This window comes from Pseudocolwellia sp. G5-9, assembly GCF_055808995.1.
Genome location: NZ_CM147893.1, coordinates 2208834 through 2232424 on the forward strand (window position 1 = coordinate 2208834; position 23591 = coordinate 2232424).

Sequence of the window (23591 nt, forward strand, 5' to 3'; positions counted from 1 at the left end):
ACGCATTTACTTTTGTAAATGCGTTTTTTTTGCTTAAAAAAACATAAACAACTGTTTATAAATAAATTTTAACGAGAAAAGTAATCAACTAAAAACTGATCAAAGTCTACTGTATCTGCCTCTTCAATTGCTCGCTGATCTTTATGTGATTTATTTACACTATCAATGAATTCTTGCTCGCTAAACATATTATATTCTTGTGCTAATAAATCATCTCTATATGTTTGTGCCATAGACAGAGCAATTTGGGTTAAACTTTTATTTTGATTTACTAACAAATCAATAACTTTAGCTGAAGGGGTTAACTCAGGCTGATTAATTTTGTCGAGTTCATCAGACAGCACTTGTTGATATTTAGACGTGTTATTTGCTTTATCCAATAATTTGGCAATAGGTAACATTTCATCAAAAATACTGTTACCCCATTGCTTAATAGACTTAAGTTCACCTTCGTCCTGTAAACGTAACTCTGGATCTCGCCCTCTTAGTACAATTTCATCCATGTTTTCTTCATAAATATTTTGCTGTTCACAGTTTAATTCACCGTGTTCAGTTAACGCACAATAGGTTAAAAATATATCTAAAAAGTAAACTTGTTCTAAGCTAACACCCGTGGATACAAATGGGTTTACATCAAGAGCTCTTACTTCAATATATTCTACACCACGCCTCTTTAACGCTTCAGACGGTTTCTCGCCCGCTTTAGCCACTCTTTTAGGTCGAATAGGTGCATACAGTTCATTTTCAATTTGTAAAACATTGCTATTAAGTTGTTGGTATTTTCCGTCAACTTTTATGCCTATTTTTGCAAATTCGTCAGACGCTAAATTAATCGCGTTTTTAACACCCTCAACATAACCATCTATATGGTTATAACAAATGTGTAAAGAAGACTGCTCATGATTGGTATAACCTAAATCACTCATTCTTAAAGACGTTGCATGTTCTAAATACAAATAACCTTTAGGCGATTTTTTAAAAGGTAAAACCTGCGGTTTATTTTGTAGAAATGAACTACAAATACTGGGTGAACTACCGTATAAATAGGGGATCAACCAACAAAAACGTTTGTAGTTTCGCAATAAAGAAAAGTAACGCTCTGAAACAAATTCATCTCGAGGTTGCGTATCTTTAAGTGTACTTTGTAATACATTCCAAAATGAGTCAGGAAAAGAAAAATTAAAATGAATGCCTGAAATAACTTGCATCATACTACCGTATCGGTTTTTTAAACCTTGGCGATAAACGGTTTTCATTTTACCTATGTTTGACGAGCCGTATTGAGCTAAAGGAATTTTATTCGCATCATCAACAAAACAAGGCATACTCATTGGCCACAAAAGTTCACCATCAATTTGGCTTAAGGTAAATTTTTGTATATCTTGCAATTGCGCAATTACATCTTCAGGACTTTTATTAACAGGAGTAATAAACTCTAATAACGTTTCAGAGTAATCTGTTGTTATATAGGGGTTAGTTAAAGCTGAACCTAAATTATAAGCATGAGGTTTTTCTGATAACTTACCTTCAGCTAGTACACGTAGGGCTTCACGTTCTATACCCCTTCCAAAACCAGTTAAAGAAGATATATTAGCTTCTTCATTAAAAACAGAAAGATACTCAGTTAAAGATAATTTCAAAATAATTCCTATGCGTTGTACGCAAGAGTTGATAGAACCTATTTATGGCCTAAAAAACATATTTCAATCCCATTCAGTATTTAAATAGCCAATAAGATTGTGTGAATTCCTTGGCAATATTACTACATTAAATACGTAGCGTGTTATTAGAGTTTACTATTAGAGGCGCTTTATTGAATTGCAATTTATTGTCTATACAGTAAAGTTGCCTATCCAGTAAATTGACTTAAAACCTTAAAGGTCTATCGAAAAATGCAAGATAGCGCACTAAGCTTACTTCCCCCTTTAATTGCAATTATTATTGCCGTATGGAAAAGGAACGCCCTAATCGCATTGTTATGTGGGCTAATGTTTACTTTTCTGATGATAAACCACTTCAATCCATTAACTATGCTCACCGACAGTGCTCTAGGCATAGTGGGTGTGTTTAGTTCAACTGGAAATAGTTATATTGTCGCTTTCAGTTTATTAATAGGCGCGTTAGTTACCTTGATGAATCAATCTGGTGCGGTAAATGGGTTTATTGAAAGTTTAGCCAAACTCAATCTGGTTAAAAATAAAAGACAAGCCGCTATGCTACCTACCATAATTGGCACCAGCATTTTTACTGATACTAATTTAAGTATGTTTACCGCAGGCATGGCAAGCCAAAAATTATTTGATACCCATAAACTTAGCCGTGCAAGACTGGCCTATTTACTTGATTCAACCTGTGCACCCGTCAGTATTCTTTTGTTAATAAACGGTTGGGGAGCTTATGTTTTAGGGCTATTAGATGGTTATAACTTTAACGATCCTGTTGGCATTCTTATTGGTACAATTGGCTATAACTTTTACGCTATTATTGCTTTAGCTTTAGCTTATTACACCGCATTTTCAGGTAAAGCTTATGGTTCATTACGCTTAGCTAAACCGATAACGCAAGAACAAAATAGTGAAGAATTGATCACTAAAACTGCGCCAGCTATGGTTATGTGGTTTCCTTTATTAACATTATTAGTCACCACCCTAGGTTTACTCTGGTTTACGGGTAATGGAGACATTCGCCAAGGTTCAGGCTCATTTTCCGTCTTTTGGGCAATAATAAGTGCTTTAGTATGTTTAACCCTATTCATTTTAAGTTATAAACTTTTATCGGTTACCGAAATTTTGGCTGGCATAGTAACAGGCACTAAAAAAATGTTACCTGCTGTTGGCGTGTTAGTTTTATCTTTCGCTTTTGGTAGTGCTATAAAATTATTAGGTACAGGGCTTTATGTTAGCCAACTCATTAATGTGGAATTTCCTTTATTTTTAATGGCCCCTATTTTATTTATTGCTGCAGCAATTATGGCTTTTGCTACTGGAACCTCGTGGGGAACTTTTGCCATTTTAGTACCCATTGCTGTACCTGTAGCTCAGCAAAGTGGCTTACCTATTGAGTTTATGGTGGCCGCTGTTTTAGGTGGTGGTGTATTTGGAGATCACGCTTCTCCTATCTCCGACACAACCGTAGTTGCCTCTATCGCCAGTGGTTGCGATCATTTCGAACACGTTAAAACCCAATTACCCTACACGCTATTTGGCGGAGTGATCACTATTGTGATTTATACGTTAATCGGATTGAGTTACTAATTTATGGAAACAACATTCGATATAATTGACGAGCAACCCGACTTTATTGTGGTAAATAAACCTGCAAATACCAACTTTCATGATGAAGGTGAAATAGGCTCAGGTTTTTTTAATGAAGTTAAGCTGTCACTTAGTCCTACAAGCGAGTTATACCCAGTACACCGTTTAGATAAAATGACGTCAGGCATGCTTATTTTTGCCAAAAATAATGAAACAGCAAAAACCTTCCAACAATTATTTGAACAACACCACATTCAAAAATATTATCTCGCTCTCAGTGATAAAAAACCGAAAAAGAAACAAGGCCTAATTAAAGGCGACATGACTAAAAGTCGCCGTAGCGCATGGAAACTACTAAGAAGCCAAGAAAACCCAGCCATCAGTCAATTTATGTCTTACAGCATAGGTAATGGTATAAGGCTTTATTTAGTTAAACCTCATTCAGGAAAAACACATCAAATAAGAGTTGCACTAAGCAGCATAGGTTCACCTATAATTGGCGATACCTTATACGGAGGGAGTAGCACTACAGATAATCCTATGTTCGACAGAGGGTACCTACATGCCTACGCCTTACAATTTACTTTAAATAATATTCAGTACGAATATATACAAGCCCCTAGCTCTGGCGAGCTATTTTTGTCAGCTGAATTTTCAGAACAACTCAAACAAATAGAATTACCTTGGCTTTTACCTTGGCCTAGAGTGTAACGGCTATAGCTTTAAGACAAACTTCCCATTTTCGATTGAAAATACTCTAAAAACATTCGTGTTTTAAAAGCAATACTTCTACTTTGATACAAAACAGTAAGCTGTAATGCCACTGGATCGTGGCTTAGTTTCAGCCTTTTAACATTCAGTAAATGTCCTTGCGATTGGCACAAGTAATCAGGAAGTTTTGCAATACCTAAGTGTTGCGATGTTGCCTCTAACCTCATTTGTGGACTGGATAAAATAACTTTTTCATGCACAGAAATAAGTTGAATTTTATTATTCTCCCTAAACAACCACTGTTCGTTGTTATTCGATGTTATACACTTTTCATTTTGGAGATCTTCAGGCGTGTGTATATGATCAACCGATTCATTAACACCTGAATAAATAGATTGTGGAAAACTTAATAACTGCTTACCTACCCAACTCGAATGGGCTAAATCGGTTTCATGTAAAACAAAAATCAAATCATAGTAATAATTTTCTTCAGGAAATTCAGAACTGTAATGACTGCAATGCACCACAATATCAGGATATATTTTCGCGAAGTCGGTAATAATTTGACTAATAATCTGACTAAAAAATTCTATAGGCAGCAAAATATTCAACCGACCTTTAGGTGATGTATTAAGCTCGTGAATATCGTTTTCAATACTACTTAGCGCTTCTAAATGAGGCTTGCAAGAACGATAAAGTAACAAGCCACTTTCGGTTAACTCTTGCTTACGCGTAGTACGAATAAGCAATTGATAACCCAGTTCAGCTTCTAAATTAGCTAATCTTCGGCTTAATTTTGATTTAGGCACGCCCATAGTTCGGGCTGCTTGCGTTAAAGAGCCTGAATCAATAATGGTAGAAAAGAAAATAAGATCATCTAAATTAAGCACAAAGTTTGTCTCATATATAGAACAATAGATTCTATTAAACCATCTATTAAGTTAAATGAAAACCACCTAGAATAGCTCTTCAATAAATAAAGACCTTATTAACATTAAAAGAGAAGTAAATAATGAGCAATGTAACAGTAATTAAAGCTGAAGATTTTGAACAAGAAGTAACGGCACACAAAGGTGCAGTATTAGTAGACTTTTTTGCTGAGTGGTGTGGACCTTGTAAAATGATTGCACCATTACTTGATCAAGTATCTGAAGAAAATAGCGAATTGAAAATCGTAAAAATTGATGCAGACCATGCACAAGAGTTAATGACTAAGTTTGGCATCAGAGGCATCCCTACTTTATTACTATTTAAAGATGGCGAATTAAGTGCAACTAAAGTTGGCGCATTATCTTTAACACAGTTAAAAGAGTTTGTTGCTTAATTAGCACTTATTTAACCTATTCACCATAGGTAAAGATCAGAAAAGCCTGTAATGATATCACTATCATTACGGGCTTTTTTATAAGCGAATATTCTACAAATTTGGTATCTAAAGCGAATGTAAAAACACCATAGCAATGGCCGTTGGACAAACTACCTTGGTGTAAACAGGCCAAACCTTCCAGAAAAAACTCTCTTCAATTGACTCGTTACCTTGCTTAATTTCGTCTAGCAGCGAATTACGTTGCCATATCCAACCCACAAATACACAACAAAGCATAGCTACAATTGGCTGTCCGTATTTAGTAGACAAGGTAATTACTAAGCCAAACAAGCTCTCGAAATTAGCCATAATAATAACGCTCAGTAAAAAAATACCAATACCAATAGTAATAGAAGCTTTTTTACGTTCTATATTATGTCGCTCTACCGCATAAGAAACTGGCCCTTCAAGCATTGAGATAGAAGATGTTAGCGCCGCAATCGTCATTAAAGCAAAAAAGCCGATAGCAACAAACAGCCCTACTCCACCCATGCTTTCAAATAAACTAGGTAGTACGGTAAATACCAAGGTATCTTCTGATAATAAACTGCCGTCAGCAGCAAATATTTCTACACCTTGTGCTTGAGCCACATACATAGCAGGAATAATTAATAAACCCGCTAAAAAAGCGATTGATACATCAATTAACGTAACCTGTGCACCTAAGCTCACCATATTTTCTTTTTTAGAAATGTAAGAGCCGTAGATCACCATAACACTCGTACCTAAAGATAAAGAGAAAAAAGCTTGCCCTAAAGCACTTAACAATAGCGTGGGTTCAAAAATACGGGAGAAATCAGGATTAAGGTAAGCTTCTAAGCCTTCGCTAGCCCCCTCTAAAGTAAGCACATAGCCGATTAAAACAAGCAGCAAAGTAAGCATTAATGGCATTAATCGTTTAGACCACTTTTCAATACCCTCTTCAACACCACGAGAAATAATAAAAATAGTTAAACTAACAAATATTGCCGTAAAAATGAGGTTTCGTTCGAAGGAAAAAGCCACCAGCCAATGAGCACTTTCTACACTACCTATTAATTTAGCCACAGGTTCAGCGGTATGAGCAATCATCCAACCTGCAACTATCCCGTAAAAGCTTAAAATTAATGCTGCACATATAACGCCAGCAAAACCTACAACAAAAGCAAAGCGTTTTTGAAATAAGCTTTTAGACATTTTTTGAAGTGAAGTAACCGCATTAGCTTGCCCATAACGACCAATTAATATTTCGGCCATAAATGCAGGATAGGCTAAACAAAATGCTAACACCAAATACATAAGTACAAAGGCAGCACCACCATTACTGGCTGTTTGCGTAGGAAAGCCCCAAATATTGCCTAAACCAACCGCAGAACCTGCAGCCGCCATAATAAAACCTAGTCGCGAACTAAATCCGCCTCTACTTCCAGCCATGAACATCTATCTTTTTTATTAGGATCATAACGGAGTAATTTACTTAATGTATTCGCAAAACAACAGTATTAATTTAATAAACCCGTGTTTAGGTTGAAGATTGCACAATTTTAAGTGTAAAGATTTTAGTACCGGTGAGTTGACATAAAATAGATAAATAAAGGAATAATATTAAAAAGAAGATAAAGAAAGCCTCTTTATTTTCATTCATACATATGAAGATAAAGAGGCTCATATAAACAACGACAACTTAGTCTCTAAAGTTATTAAACTGAAATGATTGCTCTAAATCAGCTTCGCGCACAAGTTGCATAACTTGTTGTAAATCATCGCGCTTTTTACCGGTAACACGTACTTGCTCGCCTTGAATAGCGGCTTGTACTTTTAACTTACTGTCTTTAATTAATTTAACCACTTTTTTCGCTACGGGTTGTTCAATACCTTCTTGAAAAGAAAGGGTTTGAGTAACGGTTTTGCCTGAAAACTCAGCTTTAGACACAGTAAGTGCTTTAGCATCAATATTACGTTTAGCCAGATTACCTCGTAACATGGTAACTAACTGTTGTAATTGCATTTCTGCTTCTGCTTTAATGATAACGGTTGGTTTTTTCCATTCAATACTTGCTGTAACACCTCTAAAATCAAAACGAGTTTCTAGCTCTTTTTTAGTGTTGTTGGTTGCATTAAGTACTTCTTCCATATTAATTTCAGAAACGATATCCATTGATGGCATAATTTTTCTCTTTTTAAAACAAAATACGATAGGCAAATAATAACAGTCTGATACTCGATAACCAATATTAAGCTGATAATAATGCTGAATATTTGCCTACATTTAAACGAATATACGTTGGAATAGGCTTATTCCATCATGTTATGATGAGGGTAAATCTTCTCCCTTTGTTGTTAACTTTATGAAATATCTCCATCACTTACTTTTTTTCCTTGTTATATTGGTGTCTGTGGTGATGCTAACTATTTCAAATGAAGTACGAGAAGTCGTTTTTCAATTGACTAAAATTGATACTATTGGCCATTTTATTGGTTTTTTCTGCTTAACATGGATTTTAAATAGTTTATTTAAATTACCTTTGTTTAATTTAGCTATTTGTTTGGTTTTATATTCAGGACTTACTGAAATCGGTCAGTATTATTTAGGCTTTAGAAATGGTGAATTTAGAGATTTTATTGCTGACGTTATTGGTATTGGAACCTTCGTTATTATTAAATGGATGGTAGTGGTTTACGGTAGAAAAGAAACGATATGACCAGCGTTTCGGCTTCAGTGACCACTCAACCGACAACCAATGTAATGATTGTCGGTTCTGGAGCTATTGGTTTATTATGGTATAGCCATTTTTATTTATGTAGCAACAAAGCTGTTAACTGTTTTTTATATCAGTCCCCTACTCGAAAAACCTTACAACGTTCCATTTTATTTACCTCGCTAAGTAATCAAAAAACAACCTTTCCAAGTAAAGTGATCACTAGCAGCAACGAGCATGCAATAGATATTATTTTAGTGTGTGTTAAAAGCTATCAACTCAATCAAGCCATTGCTGACATACACCCTTTTATTACAGCTAATACTCTCGTAATAACGACTCATAACGGTTTAGGGGCTCTAAATACTGAATCTGCACAGTTTTTACAAAACAATAATGTATTCGACTTACTTACCACGCACGGTTGCTTAAAACTTTCTGATAATGAGATAGTTCATACGGGTGCAGGTATTTCTCATCTAGGCCGAAAATTTGGGAAAGAAAGTCCGTTACTTGAAACAAAAACAACACAGTTACTACATTCGGTATTACCTGATGTTATTTGGTGTGACGATATATTATCGAAACAATGGTTAAAGTTAGCGATTAACTGTGTAATAAACCCATTAACAGCCTTATACGATATTAAAAATGGCGATCTAATTCACGAGAAGTTTGAGAATACAATCAACCAACTAATAGATGAAATAGTAGTTATAGCCCATTTAAAAAACATAAGTTTGAATAAAGAAAGCTTAAAAGAAACCGTATATTTAGTTGCGCAAAATACCGCAAAAAATAGTTCGTCAATGCGATGTGATGTACAGCAAGGTAGGCAAACAGAAGTGGAATATATTAATGGTTATATTCACCGATTAGGGCAAGAATTGAATATTCCTACCCCAAAAAACACTGAGCTATATCAAAGGGTGTTAGCCTTATAGCTCAGTAATGATGAATGTAAATTACGGACGGTAAACTTTAACATTGGTAAAGCCATTATCTAATAAATACAAGGCTTGCAGCTTACTCATAACACCTTGGTCGCAATAAAGAAAATAGTCTTTGTCTTTCGCTAAATCGCCAAATTTTGTCGCCAGTTTATAAAATGGAATGTGAATAACTTCTACTTTATCTAATTCTAGCGGGTTATTGTCTTCTTCTTCAGGGCTTCTAATATCAACAACAATGGCGCTTTCATCAAGTTGGTCGACCATTTCTACCGCTTTAATTTCAGCTTCTGTTTCTGTAGCAATATCACGAATATCATATAAACGAGTATTCTTTACTACGTCGTCTAAAATATCAAAATCGAAGTTACTTTCTTCCTGTTCAATTTTAGATAACACCGCTTTAACCGTAGGTTTGTTTGAGATAACACCACAGTATTCAGGAATCGTTTTAGAGAAGTCTTCAGTACCTATTTGACGAGCAATATCGATAATGTCTTGTTTATCGTAAGCTGTTAATGGCCTTAGAATTAAGGTCTCGGTTACACGATCAATCACATTTAAGTTGGTTAGCGTTTGGCTAGAAACCTGCCCTAATGCTTCACCAGTAACTAACGCTTGTATTTTAGCGCGTGCTGCCACTTTTTCTGCTGCACGCATCATCATACGTTTTAGAATAACGCCCATTTGACCGTTTTCTACTTTCTCTAAAATTTCAGCCACTACAGGTTCAAAATCAATAGCAAAAAACTTAACTTTATGAGACGCACCAAACTTGTTCCATAAATAGTAACTGACTTGCTTAACACCAATTTCGTGAGCTGAACCACCTAAGTTAAAGAAACAATAATGAGTACGAGCACCCTTTTTGATCATTTGATAACTGGCAACCGCTGAGTCAAACCCCCCCGACATAAGCGATAATACGTCTTCTTGCGTGGCAATTGGAAAACCACCTAAACCTTTATGACGTTCAGTAACAATAAACAGTTTTTCATTTTTAATTTCTAAATGAATAGTAACGTCTGGCTTACTTAATTTTACTTTAGCTGACTCAACCGCTTGATTTAAGCCGCCACCAACATATTGCTCAACTTGAATAGATTTAAAGTCGTGGTTACCCGTACGTTTTACGCGAACACAAAAGGTTTTGTTTTCAATCGTTTTGGCATGTAAAGCAATTGTTTTTTCGTAAATGCTATGCAAATCAGTAAAATCTGTTTGCTCAACCTCTAAAAACATCGGAATACCAGGAACGCATTTCAGGGTTTCAATCACCTTTTTACGATTTTCTGGAGAATCGTTAGGTGTGTTTACTTCAATGTTGTCCCACGTCATACGGGCAGTAATTTGTTCGTCTACACGACGAAGCACAGTTTTAAGATTAGATTCTAATATTTTAGTAAAACGCTTACGTACAGGCCTACTTTTAATGGTGATTTCAGACTGCAACTTTACAATAAATTTCATGGACGCTAATACCTAACAAATGTACTTCAAAAATAATGGCGCGAATTATACACGATAAATAAGGCTATTTAGGATAATTTTTTCTCATGAAGGTAATCTCAACCTTACTGGATGTAAGCGAGGTATATACCTGTTACCAATCAAGGTACGTATTTCAGAGTGTATCTTGAATGGTAAAGGGTATATGTTATTGAATAATAGACACTGGCTCTGTTTCTTTTGCTTTACCTTGATTAATCGCAATTTCAACACGGCGATTTTTACGTCGATTAAGTGCATTATTATTAGGCACTAAAGGTTGAGCATCGGCATGGCCAGCAACCACTAATCGGCTTTGATCAAAGTCAGGCACTTTTATAATTTCATGGGCTATTGCTACCGCTCGCTTACTTGATAAATCCCAATTTGACGTAAATAACTCAGAGCTAATACCTTGGTTATCGGTATGGCCTGATATCATTATTTCTCCAGGTATAGTCATTAACAGCTCACCTATTTCTCGAATAATAGGTCTGAACTGCGGTTGTAAAAAAGCTGAACCAGATGGAAACGAGCCGTTTTCACGAATACGAATAATAACTTGTTGCCCTAAAGATTCTAACTCTATGGCACCATCTTGAATTTGCTTGTCTAGCTGGTCGGCTATTTTCTTTATTAATTCATTAACTTGTTCTTGAGAGGCCTTTTGTTCATCTTCTGCGGATTGCTTAACTTCTTGAGCAGCTTGCTCGTTAGCCGTACTTTGAGACTGGCCACCACGCTGTGTGCCACGTTGTTCTTGACGCCCCCCCGCAGATGTTTCATCACCCGCCTGAAACTCTAGCATTTGCTGAGTCATTTCTACGGTTTGTTGTTGAATAACTTCAATTGGCGTGGGTTCAGGCTTACCCGGTCTAAATTCTTGAGCAATAATACTGGTGCCTTTAGGGATATCTTTTACTTCAATTTTATTTTGTACACCAAAGGCAAACTTCATTGAGCCAGCGATTTGCTTAAATTTCAAAACATCCATTTCAGAAAAAGATAATAGCAACACGAAAAAGCACATTAGCAATGACATTAAATCAGCGAACGTTCCCATCCAAGCAGGCAGACCTGGGGGCGGACATTTACATTCTTCTTCCATTCTAGCCTCCCCTATTCTTCATTTGTGTCGATGGTTCGCTTACCTTCAGCTAAATAATTTTTTAACAGCCCTTCAATAACGCGTGGGTTTTGACCATCTTGAATACCCAATACAGCATCTAAAATAAGTTGCTGATTCATTTTTTCTTCATCGAGTCTTAGTTTTAATTTATTCGCGATAGGAATAGCAATTACGTTTGCTAAAAAAGCACCATAGAGAGTCGTTAAAAGTGCAACCGCCATTGCCGGACCGATAGCTTTAGGATCATCCATGTTTGATAACATAGCAACCAAACCAATTAATGTACCTATCATTCCCATAGCGGGAGCAACATCGGCAATGGCCATCATCATACCTATGCCTCTTTCATGGCGCTCGCTGGTAAGTGTGATATCTTTTTGCATGGTACCGCGGACTACATCGGCATCATGCCCATCTACCAACATATCAACGCCTTTTTGCATAAAAGCATTGGTAATTTCAGCTTCTTCTAATGCTAAAAAACCACCTTTACGAGCTGCGTCTGCCATTTCAACAGATTTTTCAATTAGCTCTTCTGGCTTTTCAATTTTAAAGAGGAAGGCTTTACCACATATTTTACCTATACCGAAAAACTGCCCCATATTATAATTTGATAATACAACGAATAAAGATCCACAAAACACGATCAATATAGACTGAGTATCAACAAACATGCTGATATCACCACCTAAAATCATCGCCATTACAATAAAACCTATGGCGCCAACCATTCCAAGAAGCGTAGCTAAATCCACAAAATTCTCCTGTTCACATGCTTTCGTTGTACTTCATAAAATAATAATACATTAACGATTTGGGTTACGCGAATACTAATAGCTTTATTATCGCCCGCAATGTCAATAACTTAAGTTCTTTTCATTAAAAGATAACAATCAATTAATAAATCGACGCTAATTGACCAAAATGTTAAGCTAAGGTACCTTTGCGCCCATCTATTAAATGTAGCAGTAAAAAATAATGGCTAGAAAAAAAATTGAAAATTTAAGCTTTGAAGAATCACTCAATGAACTTGAAGAAATTGTTCAAGACTTAGAGCAAGGAGAGCTTAGTTTAGAAGACTCGATGAGCCTTTTTGAAAGAGGTTTACATCTCAGTCAGGCTAGCCAAAATAAGCTTCAAGACGCTGAACAAAAAATTCAAATATTGATTGATAAAAACAATCCTGATGAAGGGTTAGCAACATTTAAATTAACACAGGAAGACAGCTAAGTGAGTCAACTTCCTCAATTAGATGAATACCAGCAACGTGTTAATCAATTTCTTACCCATAAATTAGATCAGTTAGCGTGTAACGATGAGCGCTTATTAGAAGCCATGCGTTATGGCTTATTAATAGGTGGTAAACGCATGCGACCTTATTTAGCTTATATTACCGGTATAAGTGTTGGCGCTAAGTTAGAAGATATTGATGGCGTAGCTGCCGCGTTAGAATGTATTCATGCATATTCGTTATTGCATGACGATTTACCTGCAATGGACGACGACGATTTAAGACGTGGCAACCCCACATGCCATAAAGCCTTTGACGAAGCGACTGCAATATTAGCTGGCGATGCTTTACAAACACTCGCGTTTGATATTTTAGCTAATCATCGTTTTTCAGAACCACTACAAAATAAACGTATTGGTTTTGTGCAACAATTGGTTAAAGCTTCAGGTTATCAAGGTATGTGTGGCGGACAAGCATTAGATTTAGCCGCAACAGACAAATCTATTTCGTTAGAAGCACTGCAACATTTACATTCATTAAAAACAGGCGCTTTAATTGAAGCTTCTGTACTTATGGCAGCTGATTGCAGTAACAGTGTTTCTAATAAAGACAAAGAACAATTAAAACTTTTTGCACAACTTGTTGGTTTAGCTTATCAAGTAAGAGATGATATTATTGATATTACCTCAAGCGAAGAAGAGCTAGGAAAACCAGCGGGTTCAGACCTAGCAGCCAACAAAAGTACCTACCCAGCCTTACTCGGCTTAGAAGGTGCGCAACAAAAAGCTGACAACTTATACCAACAAGCGCTTCAAGCTTTGTCTACTTTACCTTACAATACCCACAGTTTAGCTGAATTTGCCACTTTTATAGTAAAACGCACCAGCTAGTTACCCGATATACATTAATAAGAATAATCAATAAACATGACAATTGATCTGAATGACTACCCTCTTTTATCTAATATCAATACACCTGATGATTTACGATTATTAGGTAAAGATAAACTCACTCAAGTGAGTAAAGAACTGCGTCGATACTTACTCAGCTCAGTTAGTAAAAGCAGTGGTCACTTTGCTTCAGGCCTTGGAACAATAGAGCTCACCGTTGCGCTGCATTTTGTTTATAACACTCCTTTTGATCAACTCATCTGGGATGTAGGTCATCAAGCTTATCCTCATAAAATATTAACAGGTCGACGCGATCAGCTTCATACCATTCGACAAAAAGATGGTTTACATCCGTTCCCGTGGAGAGAAGAAAGCGAATACGATGTGTTAAGTGTCGGTCATTCGAGTACTTCAATATCTGCTGCGCTTGGTATGGCGGTAGCTGCTGAGAAAGAAGCCAAAAACAGAAAAGTGGTTGCGGTAATTGGCGATGGCGCAATGACTGCAGGCATGGCGTTTGAAGCATTAAACCACGGCGGCGATATTAATAAAGATATGCTCGTTGTATTAAACGACAACGAAATGTCGATCTCAGAAAACGTAGGTGCATTAAATAATCATTTAGCGAAAATGTTATCAGGTAGCATATATACTGGTCTTCGTGAAGGTAGTAAACGCATACTAAAAGGCATTCCACCGATTAAAGAATTAGCTAGCCGAGCAGAAGAACATATTAAAGGTATGGTGGTTCCTAGCACCTTTTTTGAAGAGCTTGGTTTTAATTATATTGGCCCAATCGACGGGCACGATGTTAAAGGTTTAGTTGATACCATTAGCAATATGCGTAATTTAAAAGGACCTCAACTTTTACATATAGCGACTACAAAAGGTAAAGGCTACGAAGCCGCAGAGCAAGATCCAATAAAATATCACGCGGTTCCTAAATTTAACCCTGAAGAAACTACGCTGCCAACCAGTAAACCAAGCTTACCGACTTATTCTAAAATTTTTGGTCATTGGCTATGTAATACGGCCGAAATAGACGAAAAATTAGCAGCGATAACACCAGCAATGCGTGAAGGTTCAGGCATGGTTGAGTTTAGCCAACGTTTTCCAGAACAATATTACGATGTTGCCATTGCTGAACAACATGCAGTAACGTTTGCTGCTGGTTTAGCGATTGGTGGTTATCATCCTGTTGTGGCTATTTATTCAAGCTTTTTACAGCGTGGTTACGATCAACTGATCCATGATGTAGCGATTCAAAACTTACCTGTTTTATTTGCTATTGACCGTGCAGGTATTGTGGGCGCCGACGGCCCTACGCATCAAGGCGCATTCGATTTAAGCTTTTTAAGATGTATACCTAATATGGTTGTAATGGCCCCTTCAGACGAACGTGAATGTCAATTAATGCTCACTACAGGCTACCAACACAATGGTCCTGCAGCAGTTAGATATCCTAGAGGTTCTGGCACTGGTGCCGAGACACCACAAATTTCAGAAACGTTAGAAATTGGTAAAGGCCTAATAAAACAGCAAGGTAAAGATATTGCTATTTTAAGTTTTGGTACCTTGTTACATGAAGCAAAAATAGCCGCTGACTCTCTAAACGCAACCTTAGTTGATATGAGATTTATTAAACCTTTAGATGAATCTTTAATTGCACAAATAGCCAGCACGCATTCTTGTATTGTAACCCTTGAAGATAATGCGATAGCAGGTGGCGCAGGTTCAGGCGTAAATGAGTACATACTTAGTAAAGGTATAGCGATAAAAGTATTAAATATTGGCTTACCTGATGTGTTTATTAAGCACGGCACTCAAGAAGAAATACATAAAGAGCTAGGGTTAGATAGCGAAGGGATATTAAGTAAAATTAACAAATTCGTTAGTTAACTCCCCTCAATTAAAGATTAATCATCTTATAATCAAACATAAAAACGAGCTATAACAGCTCGTTTTTTATTTATACCGTTTTTATTTATACCATATAGTGGCAAGTATAATGTAGCAAGAATACGATACTTTTAGTGCGTTTATTGTGAGTTTTAACATCATAAAGGTCATATTATGATTGTTTGAGTATGAATTGGATAAATGGCAAGTATCATTTTAATCATGCCCTTTCTCTAATAAAAATTAATTTCAAACAATAAGGAAAGAGCTGTTTACTAAAACCAGCCTCAACATTTAATATGAATAAATTTATCCCCCTTTGTTTACTAACGTTCGCTTTTTCTGCGTCTGCCGCAGATTGGAGTGAGTACCCTGTTCCGGCCAAGCTTGATAAAGGTCAAACTTGGCAATTAGATCCACTTTCAGACGATTTTAATTACAATGCTCCAGCAAAAGGAAAAAGTAACGAGTTTTTTAGTCGCTGGAAAGAGGGTTACATTGGAGCATGGTCTGGGCCCGGCAAAACCGTTTGGGAGCCTCTGCATTCGTCGGTAAAAGACGGTAAACTCGTTTTAATAGCAAGTCGCGTACCTCTTGACTACCCTGAAAAAGAAAAAGCTGGTGGGGTTTTTGCTGGAAGTATCACATCAAAAAAATCCGTTCTCTATCCAATATTTATGGAAGCCAGAGTCAAATTTAGTAATACCGTATTAGCATCAGACTTTTGGCTACTGAGCCAAGATTCAACACAAGAAATTGATATTATCGAGCACTACGCTGGTGATGGTGTAGATATTGACGGTGATGGTGTTATTGATAATGACAACAGTTATTTTGCGAAAAAATTACATATAAGTAACCATATGTTTATCCGTAAGCCTTTTACTGATTACCAACCTTCAGATAAAAATGGAGTATTTGGTACTTATTATTGGGAAGAAAGCAGAAAAAATTGGCGTGATGATTATGTGCGAATAGGTACATATTGGAAGTCTCCCAACCATATTGAGTACTTTGTTAATGGTAAATGGGTACGTACAATTACCAATACGGGTTATTCATTTGTGAACCCCAAAGGTAAAGTAGAAACTTACCAAACTGATTTTAATCCTATGGACAAGTTTAATTACAATCATGGTAAGGGCTTAGATAAACCAATGCGCGTTATTTTAAATATTGAAGATCAAGATTGGCGTAATAAAAGAGGGTTAACACCTACAGATGCTGACTTGTTAGATGATAGTAAAAATAACTACATTATTGATTGGGTACGTTTTTATAAACCTATTAGTCAATAACGGCTAGCGCTAATATACCATTGAATACAAGCAACGAATATCGTCTGTCGTTGGATCAAAAGGCAAAGTAAGACAATTAATAGATTAAAAACTCCCCAATATAATAGCTATATTGGGGAGTCTAGTTAATGACACTTATCAAGCACTAAATTCTGCACTTTTCACTGTCATAGGTATATCAAAAGATATTAGAACTTAGCGCGTACACCAACTGTGTAACGACGATCCGCTTCTGTATATTTCCAAGCTCCACCTAATTCAGATAAGTAGATAGAAGGTTCACCTGTTAAGTTAGTGGCGTTAGCTACTACCGTAAAGTGTTCGTTAATATCCCAACTTGCTGAGAAATCTAACTGGCCTCTATCGTCGCGGTAGTTATTACCATAAACCGTACCTTCTTCAGAAATACCACCCGTAGCATTAATGTTCTCTACACGTTTTTCGTTTTCTGTATCTAAGAAGCTATCACGGTAGTTATACGCTAAACGGGTTGAAACGCCTTCATATTCCCAGAACAACTGTAAGTTATATGTATTTTTAGAAATATCTAATAATGGGTTACCATTTGGTTGCTCACTGTCAGCATATGTGTAGTTTGCACTAACACCTAAACCAGACCAAGCATCAGGAAGAGAAGTAAAAAATTGCTGATAGCCTATTTCAAACCCTTGAACTTTACCGTTTTCACCATTGGTATCTTTCGTTGTATCAATACCAGTGTTTCCTGAAGCTCTTAGCGCATCAACAAAAGCAAAACCGTCAGCATCTACTGGGAAGTCTGTACTATCAGAGAAAACTAGGTTGTCTTGTGATACGCCTGCTGTAGTTAACTGACACACCTGATTCCATTGCGTCACGTTTTGGCCAACAGTAGAAGCATCTGCCACACAACTGCTTTCGTTACTTAAGAAAGATTCAACATCTTTGTAGAATACTGCGAAAGACACCATGTTGCCTTCGCCAAAATAATGCTCTACTGATAAATCAAACTGAGTTGCACGGAAAGGTTCTAAATCGATAGCACCTTGAGTCGCCCCCGTTATATCGTTATTAATATCAAATGCCGGACTTAATTCATTGAAGTTAGCACGACGCATTACTTTAGCTGCAGCAAAACGAAATAGAGTTTCGTCTGAGTAGTTATATGTTACGTTTAAGCTAGGTAAAAAGTCGCTGTAATCATTTTCGCCTGTTACTTTTTCACTATCAAGATATACGCTTGATTCAAGATCTGTTGTTACATATCTACCACCAACAATCGCGGTAATATCATCAAAATCTAAATGCGCTGATACATAAATTGCTGCTGTATCTTCAGTAACCTCTCTGTAAGCACTGTCTTGAAATTTCAAGTTGTCGGCTAAACTACCCGTTGTTGCTAAATTAGTACCTACCAATAGTTGCTGTAATTCATTAAATACATTTGCAGGGTTAGATAATCCGTTATAAGTCGCGAAAGTTAACAAATCATTTTGGCCTGTATGCCCTAATTGATCGAAAGAGTTATCGTGGCTCATGGTGGTAAAACTACCAGCAAACTGGTCGTTGTAATCGTCAATCCATAATGTAGCTAAAGAACCGTCTGAATCATTTTTAGCATTTTTGTAAATATCTTTAATTTCAACTTTATATTGCTCATATTCGTATTCACGTTTTGTTGCACGAACACCTGCCTTTAATGTAGACACCCACTCTAAACCTAGTGGTTCAGTTATTGCGATATCAAAACGTACAGCTGTTTCATCGTTATTCGTTATTTTTTCTTCACTTTTAAAAGTACGTAACGCTAAGTTATCAGGGCTAGTAAATGCCGTAGGATCTGAGTGAATAATACTTGGAAGTTTATTACCTGATTGAGAAAAAGCACCGTCATAAAGGTGATTTACAAGATCTGTACCACCGCTAGCTTCAAACGTACTTTTTTCAATAGGTCGTAAAGTAAATTCTGAATCAGGTCTAATACTTTCTGACGATGCTACAGCAACTTCACCCGATATTTTCACGTCATCAGCAATATTCCACTCAGCACCTAGTGCATGTGAAAAAGACTTAGTTTCGCGGAAATCACTGTAAGTTTTAGGAATAGCAAAGTCGTTTGTAAGAGTATAGTTATTTACACCATTAGCATCTTGCGTCGTATTTTCATCTGTAGATAAAGAGCCAACAACACCAAGAATTGAGTTACCATTTTGCTCACCAGAACGCTTAGTTGTGTTTAAATCAAGGTAGATCATACCGTCATTCGATTTAGGCGCCCACTGAAGTGATAAATTTAAAGCTGTACGTTCACGTTTTTCTACGTATTGTTCAACACTATGCTCATCTCTAACAATTGCATTACCGCTTGGAGTGTTGCCGTCTTGACCATTAATTTGAATGTCTTGCGGCTTAACACGGCTAGAGGTTTCATCTTGACGAATTTCGCGATCTTGATATGAAAGCATAGCTAAAGCACCAAAAGTACCTGCATCACCTAAGTCCCAGTTATTACCAATTGAACCACTGAAAATAGGTGCAATGTTTTCAGTTTTATCTGCATACTCAGCATCTAAAGACATAGCGCCAGTGAGCTTTTCTAACTCTAATGGACGAACGGTTTTAAGGCTTACTGTGCCGCCTAGCGCACCTTCAATCATGTCTGCAGTAGGAGATTTAACAACTTCTACCGCTTTTAAGAAACTTGATGGAAAATCTTGAAGGCTTACACCGTCGCGTGAATCACCGATAGTTGAACGACCATTTAATTCAACACGGTTTTGAGGTAGACCACGGATTGAAACGCTATCGCCCACACCAAAATCAGTGTTAATTGATACACCAGTAATACGCTGTAATGCTTCAGCAATGTTGTTATCTGGTAACTTACCAATATCTTCAGCAACAATAGCGTCTACAATACGACCATCAGTACGCTTAAGTAGAGAGGCAGCTTTCATACTACCTAACATGCCCCTTACTTCGATAACTTCAATCGCCTCAGCTTCGCTTGCATCTTGAGTGTTAGCTTCTTCTGCTGCATAAGCAGGCATTGCTAGCATGGCAACTAAGGCAGAACTATATAGAGCTGATTTATTACTTAAACGGTTACGTTGTAATGCTGAACTTATTTTATTTAATTGAATTGTCATCTTTTCCCCTAAACCTTACATGATGTTCATTTTTTATTTGAGCTTACCAATTTAACAATTATCATCAGCTCAAAAACTAAACTAAATCTAACCAACAAAACAATCATTGTCAACCATTTTGGTAAACCAATTAAAAATAAAAAACGAAAATAGTCTTTACCAATAGGTAGAATCAATTTAGTTATCTCTGTAAGTGGTGATATGTAAAGGAATAATATTTAAAATCCAAGTGACAGCTAACATAATTAATTAAACTATTAGTAACAGTAGCGAGTGAAGGAATTAATCAAATAAACAGATTAATAACAAACTTCTTTCGTTTTCAGTACTTGTACTATCTATTATAAATAATAGAACACTTTTATTATTTTGCTAACAACAATAAAAAAATAATAAAAACAACAACTAGAAACACAAATTATAAATATAAATTAAAATATATAGATGGTATTTAAATTAAAATTAACTTAATTAAATTTATTCAATATTAGGAAGGAGATAAGATTAAGCTCACCTTAACATAATGATATTTTTTTCAATGAACATGTAAATTCATAATATAAACACCATAACTGGTAATACCAAAGAAGGATAAAATACAAAATTGGCATTACCAATAAATAAAACCTCATAAAATAATAAGAGAATAAATAGAATATTAGAATCACATAAAGCGCTTAGCGTAATAAAGAAGAGAGGTAATGAGCAGGTTACTCAACCGTGGCAGGAAACTTATTTACCCGTTTAAAATGCCTATTGCTACATCTTAAACGGATAGTTAATTGTAATTCAGGTTAATTAGACAATTAGTATCTATTTAAACAATTTAAATCTTCAAACGTTTGAAGTAACCTTTGAACCATACTGTCTTCACCTTTGCGTAACCAAGTACGAGGATCATAAAAGGGTTTATTGGGCTTGTCGTCCCCTGTAGGATTACCTATTTGCTTACCTAGATAACGCTTTTTCTCGTTATAGTAATTCAGTATTCCTTGCCAAGTAGCCCATTGAGTATCGGTGTCTATATTCATTTTTACTGTACCGTAAGAAATAGCTTCTTTGATATCATCTACGTCAGATCCTGAACCACCATGAAAAACAAAGTTCAATGGTCTAGCTGGCAATGCAAACTTTTCAGATACATAACTTTGCGAATTTTTTAAGATCATTGGCGAGAGCGTTACATTACCCGGCTTATAAACACCGTGCACATTACCAAATGAAGCCGCTATGATAAAATTTGGGCTGATTTTTATCAGTCTTTCATAAGCATATGCGACATCTTCAGGCTGGGTATAAAGCTTAGCGCTATCAATATCGGTATTATCAACACCATCTTCTTCGCCACCAGTACAACCTAGTTCAATTTCTAGCGTCATATTAATTTTACTCATACGCTCTAAATAACGAGCACATGTTTCAATATTTTCTTCTAAAGATTCAGCCGATAAGTCAACCATATGAGAACTAAAAAGAGGTTTACCTGTTTTTTTAAAGTGTTCCTCTCCTTCAGTGAGTAATGCATCAATCCACGGTAGTAAATTTTTTGCAGCATGATCCGTATTCAATATAACAGGTACGTCATAATGCTTAGCGGCTAAATGTATATAGTGAGCTCCAGCTATTGCTCCTTGAGTAGACGCGTCCATTGCTGAAAGATTTGCACCTTTACCAATAAAAAAAGCAGCGCCCGAATGTGATAGCTGAATAATAACCGGTGATTTTACTTTTTTAGCGGCTTCTAAAGTTGCGTTAATGGAATGATTACCAATAACATTAACTGCTGGATAAGCAAACTGATTGTCTTTAGCAAAGTTATAGAGATCTCTGACACTTTGCCCTGTTGCTACTCCCACTGACACCCTATTAGATAATGTATTCATAAGCTTTGTTTATCATCCTATTGAAGAGCATTTTTACAAGCTGATGTAATTAAATCCCACTGCTGTGATTCAACCCAAGCAGCTGGTGCCACCCAAGTTCCGCCTACCGCAAAGACATTACTCAAATTAAGGTAATCCGCTTTGTTGTCTGCGTTAATACCACCTGTAGGGCAAAAACTTACTGACTTAAATACAGAGCCCATTGCTTTTAAAAACGGCGCACCACCAGACAGTGATGCTGGAAATAGTTTTAATTCACTATAACCAAATTCTGTTGCTAGTAAAATATCTGCAGATGTAGAAACACCGGGTAATACAGGTACAGAACAGTTTTCAAGCGCATTAAGTAATGTCGGCGAACTTGCTGGTGTAATAATAAAATCAGAACCGACGCTTAAAGCGTTATCTAAAATAATAGCATTTAATACAGTTCCTGCACCTACCAATAATTCTGGTAACTCTTTTTTGATCTGTTTAATAATATCTAACGATGCATCAGTACGTAAAACCACTTCCACTAAGTGAATGCCAGCTTCGTGCATAGCTCTTGCTATATTAACGCCTTGCTCTACCGTATCTGCTTGAATAATAGGCAATAGTGTTTGGTTTCCCATGAGTGATGAGAATGTTTTCATGTTTTTTTCCTTTAATTAGATAGATTCGAATACCATTCTTATACAGTTGAAATAGTGATGGTTTATCAATGAGTTTTAGGTTGTAAGTTACTTAATAATTGATAGTAGCTCTTGATCAATAAAGGTTTGAAAGGCCTTTGAATCGACAATGGCTCCCTTATGTTGAATAACAACAGCGGCTGACGCAGATGCTAACTTAATGGCATCAATCGTATTTATCCCAGAAGAACATGCTCCCAGAAAGACACCATTAAAAGAATCCCCTGCAGACGTTGTATCGACCACATCTTCTACAGGTGTTATTTCAATATTTTGTATTATTTTATTTTTAACACACACAACGCCTTTTTCACCGTTTTTAATAACCAGTTCATCAAGTGCATATGGCTTACAAAATTCGATAACATCTTCTGCGGTTGTTAAATTATAGAGCTGCTTAAAGTCGTCTATACCCGGTAATGCAATATTACTTAAGGTGAACGCTTTATTAAATTGCTGCTGAGCTTCTTCAACAGACTCCCACATTCTCGCTCTATAATTAGGGTCAAACACTATATTGAGCCCAGCCACTTTTAATTGCTCAACCATTAGCCAAAACTTTGGACGATCTTCGGGTTTAATAACCGCTAAAGAAATACCAGAAAAAAAGAACACGTCTCCATGTAACATCTTTTCTGTTTCTGAAGCGTCAATAAATTTCATTACATCGCGAGCGGCCGAGTTTTCACGCCAGTAGGTAAATGTTCTTTCACCTTCGCTATCGGTTTTAATTGAATAGAGGCCTGCTATTTTATCATTTGATCGATAGACGAAATCGGTTGCGATATTTTGCTGCGAAAAATACTCAACCATATTAGAGCTCAGTTCGTCTGTACCTACCGCAGTAATTAAATTCACCTGCATTTCAGAAAACACACGTTTGAGATAAACAGCCGTATTAAATACATCGCCAGCAAACGATTGCTTTAATGTTTGCGGTAATTGATTGTTAGGTGAAACATTAAGTAGCTCCACCATACACTCACCAAATAGGAAAATTTTTTTCACTCAC

At 36.4% G+C, this 23591-nt stretch carries 20 protein-coding genes; 9 read left to right on the forward strand and 11 right to left on the reverse strand.

Annotation, left to right across the window (positions count from 1 at the left end):
• Window positions 1-68: 68 nt before the first annotated feature.
• Entirely contained in the window at window positions 69-1640 is a 1572-nt protein-coding gene (gshA, locus tag AC0L5Q_RS09450; RefSeq protein WP_473617889.1) for a glutamate--cysteine ligase, read from the reverse strand.
• A 252-nt stretch (window positions 1641-1892) separates the two neighbouring features.
• Between gshA and AC0L5Q_RS09455 the strand changes: the two genes are divergently transcribed.
• Together AC0L5Q_RS09455 and AC0L5Q_RS09460 are read left to right on the forward strand one after the other, a co-directional pair.
• The gene (locus AC0L5Q_RS09455) at window positions 1893-3254 is read left to right on the forward strand and encodes a Na+/H+ antiporter NhaC family protein (protein WP_473617891.1); all 1362 of its coding nucleotides are present in this window, start codon (window positions 1893-1895) and stop codon (window positions 3252-3254) included.
• Window positions 3255-3257: 3 nt separating this feature from the next.
• Complete coding sequence (locus AC0L5Q_RS09460; RefSeq protein WP_473617894.1) at window positions 3258-3965, forward strand: TIGR01621 family pseudouridine synthase; 708 nt, start codon at window positions 3258-3260, stop codon at window positions 3963-3965.
• Between the two features lie 11 nt (window positions 3966-3976).
• Here AC0L5Q_RS09460 and AC0L5Q_RS09465 read toward each other — a convergent pair whose 3' ends face one another.
• Entirely contained in the window at window positions 3977-4855 is an 879-nt protein-coding gene (locus AC0L5Q_RS09465; protein WP_473617898.1) for a LysR family transcriptional regulator, read from the reverse strand.
• 122 nt (window positions 4856-4977) lie between these two features.
• On the opposite strand from AC0L5Q_RS09465, the gene trxA reads away from it, so the two are divergent.
• Window positions 4978-5289, forward strand: coding sequence for a thioredoxin (trxA, locus tag AC0L5Q_RS09470; RefSeq protein WP_076416989.1), 312 nt, complete (start codon window positions 4978-4980; stop codon window positions 5287-5289).
• A gap of 108 nt (window positions 5290-5397) precedes the next feature.
• On the opposite strand, the gene AC0L5Q_RS09475 is transcribed toward trxA, so the two are convergent.
• Window positions 5398-6744, reverse strand: a complete 1347-nt coding sequence (locus AC0L5Q_RS09475; protein ID WP_473617905.1) for a sodium-dependent transporter — start codon at window positions 6742-6744, stop codon at window positions 5398-5400.
• A gap of 250 nt (window positions 6745-6994) precedes the next feature.
• The gene (locus AC0L5Q_RS09480) at window positions 6995-7477 is read right to left on the reverse strand and encodes a YajQ family cyclic di-GMP-binding protein (RefSeq protein WP_077339278.1); all 483 of its coding nucleotides are present in this window, start codon (window positions 7475-7477) and stop codon (window positions 6995-6997) included.
• A gap of 235 nt (window positions 7478-7712) precedes the next feature.
• Here AC0L5Q_RS09480 and AC0L5Q_RS09485 point away from each other — a divergent pair, with 235 nt between their 5' ends.
• Together AC0L5Q_RS09485 and AC0L5Q_RS09490 are read left to right on the forward strand one after the other, a co-directional pair.
• Entirely contained in the window at window positions 7713-8012 is a 300-nt protein-coding gene (locus tag AC0L5Q_RS09485; RefSeq protein WP_473617910.1) for a VanZ family protein, read from the forward strand.
• On the forward strand, window positions 8009-8953 hold the full coding sequence (locus AC0L5Q_RS09490; RefSeq protein WP_473617914.1) for a ketopantoate reductase family protein: 945 nt from the start codon (window positions 8009-8011) through the stop codon (window positions 8951-8953). Before AC0L5Q_RS09485 ends, AC0L5Q_RS09490 begins: the two co-directional genes overlap by 4 nt.
• A 21-nt stretch (window positions 8954-8974) precedes the next feature.
• Here AC0L5Q_RS09490 and thiI read toward each other — a convergent pair whose 3' ends face one another.
• The 3 genes from thiI to pomA form a co-directional block, all read right to left on the reverse strand.
• Complete coding sequence (thiI, locus tag AC0L5Q_RS09495; RefSeq protein WP_473617918.1) at window positions 8975-10429, reverse strand: tRNA uracil 4-sulfurtransferase ThiI; 1455 nt, start codon at window positions 10427-10429, stop codon at window positions 8975-8977.
• 187 nt (window positions 10430-10616) lie between these two features.
• Window positions 10617-11555 (reverse strand): flagellar motor protein MotB, encoded by a 939-nt coding sequence (locus AC0L5Q_RS09500; RefSeq protein WP_473617922.1) that lies wholly within the window; start codon window positions 11553-11555, stop codon window positions 10617-10619.
• Between the two features lie 11 nt (window positions 11556-11566).
• Window positions 11567-12331: a flagellar motor protein PomA gene (gene pomA / locus AC0L5Q_RS09505; RefSeq protein ID WP_077339274.1), complete on the reverse strand. Its 765-nt coding sequence runs from the start codon at window positions 12329-12331 to the stop codon at window positions 11567-11569.
• Window positions 12332-12554: 223 nt separating this feature from the next.
• Here pomA and AC0L5Q_RS09510 point away from each other — a divergent pair, with 223 nt between their 5' ends.
• The 4 genes from AC0L5Q_RS09510 (at window position 12555) to AC0L5Q_RS09525 (ending at window position 16894) form a co-directional block, all read left to right on the forward strand.
• Window positions 12555-12806: an exodeoxyribonuclease VII small subunit gene (locus AC0L5Q_RS09510; protein WP_473617927.1), complete on the forward strand. Its 252-nt coding sequence runs from the start codon at window positions 12555-12557 to the stop codon at window positions 12804-12806.
• Window positions 12807-13697: a (2E,6E)-farnesyl diphosphate synthase gene (ispA, locus tag AC0L5Q_RS09515; protein ID WP_473617931.1), complete on the forward strand. Its 891-nt coding sequence runs from the start codon at window positions 12807-12809 to the stop codon at window positions 13695-13697. It abuts the gene before it with no gap.
• 36 nt (window positions 13698-13733) lie between these two features.
• A complete protein-coding gene (dxs, locus tag AC0L5Q_RS09520) occupies window positions 13734-15596 on the forward strand; it encodes a 1-deoxy-D-xylulose-5-phosphate synthase (protein ID WP_473617935.1) in 1863 nt (620 codons plus the stop codon).
• A 299-nt stretch (window positions 15597-15895) separates the two neighbouring features.
• Window positions 15896-16894 carry a LamG domain-containing protein gene (locus AC0L5Q_RS09525; protein ID WP_473617940.1) on the forward strand — a complete coding sequence of 333 codons (999 nt, stop codon included), beginning with the start codon at window positions 15896-15898 and terminating at the stop codon, window positions 16892-16894.
• Between the two features lie 188 nt (window positions 16895-17082).
• Here the strand turns inward: AC0L5Q_RS09525 and AC0L5Q_RS09530 are convergent, their stop codons facing one another.
• From AC0L5Q_RS09530 to AC0L5Q_RS09545, 4 genes are all read right to left on the reverse strand, one after another.
• The gene (locus AC0L5Q_RS09530) at window positions 17083-20022 is read right to left on the reverse strand and encodes a TonB-dependent receptor (protein WP_473617941.1); all 2940 of its coding nucleotides are present in this window, start codon (window positions 20020-20022) and stop codon (window positions 17083-17085) included.
• A gap of 806 nt (window positions 20023-20828) precedes the next feature.
• Window positions 20829-21905 carry a class II fructose-bisphosphate aldolase gene (fbaA, locus tag AC0L5Q_RS09535; protein WP_473617946.1) on the reverse strand — a complete coding sequence of 359 codons (1077 nt, stop codon included), beginning with the start codon at window positions 21903-21905 and terminating at the stop codon, window positions 20829-20831.
• Window positions 21906-21922: 17 nt separating this feature from the next.
• Entirely contained in the window at window positions 21923-22540 is a 618-nt protein-coding gene (gene eda, locus AC0L5Q_RS09540; protein ID WP_473617950.1) for a bifunctional 4-hydroxy-2-oxoglutarate aldolase/2-dehydro-3-deoxy-phosphogluconate aldolase, read from the reverse strand.
• A gap of 87 nt (window positions 22541-22627) precedes the next feature.
• Entirely contained in the window at window positions 22628-23587 is a 960-nt protein-coding gene (locus tag AC0L5Q_RS09545; RefSeq protein ID WP_473617954.1) for a sugar kinase, read from the reverse strand.
• Between the last annotated feature and the right edge of the window lie 4 nt (window positions 23588-23591).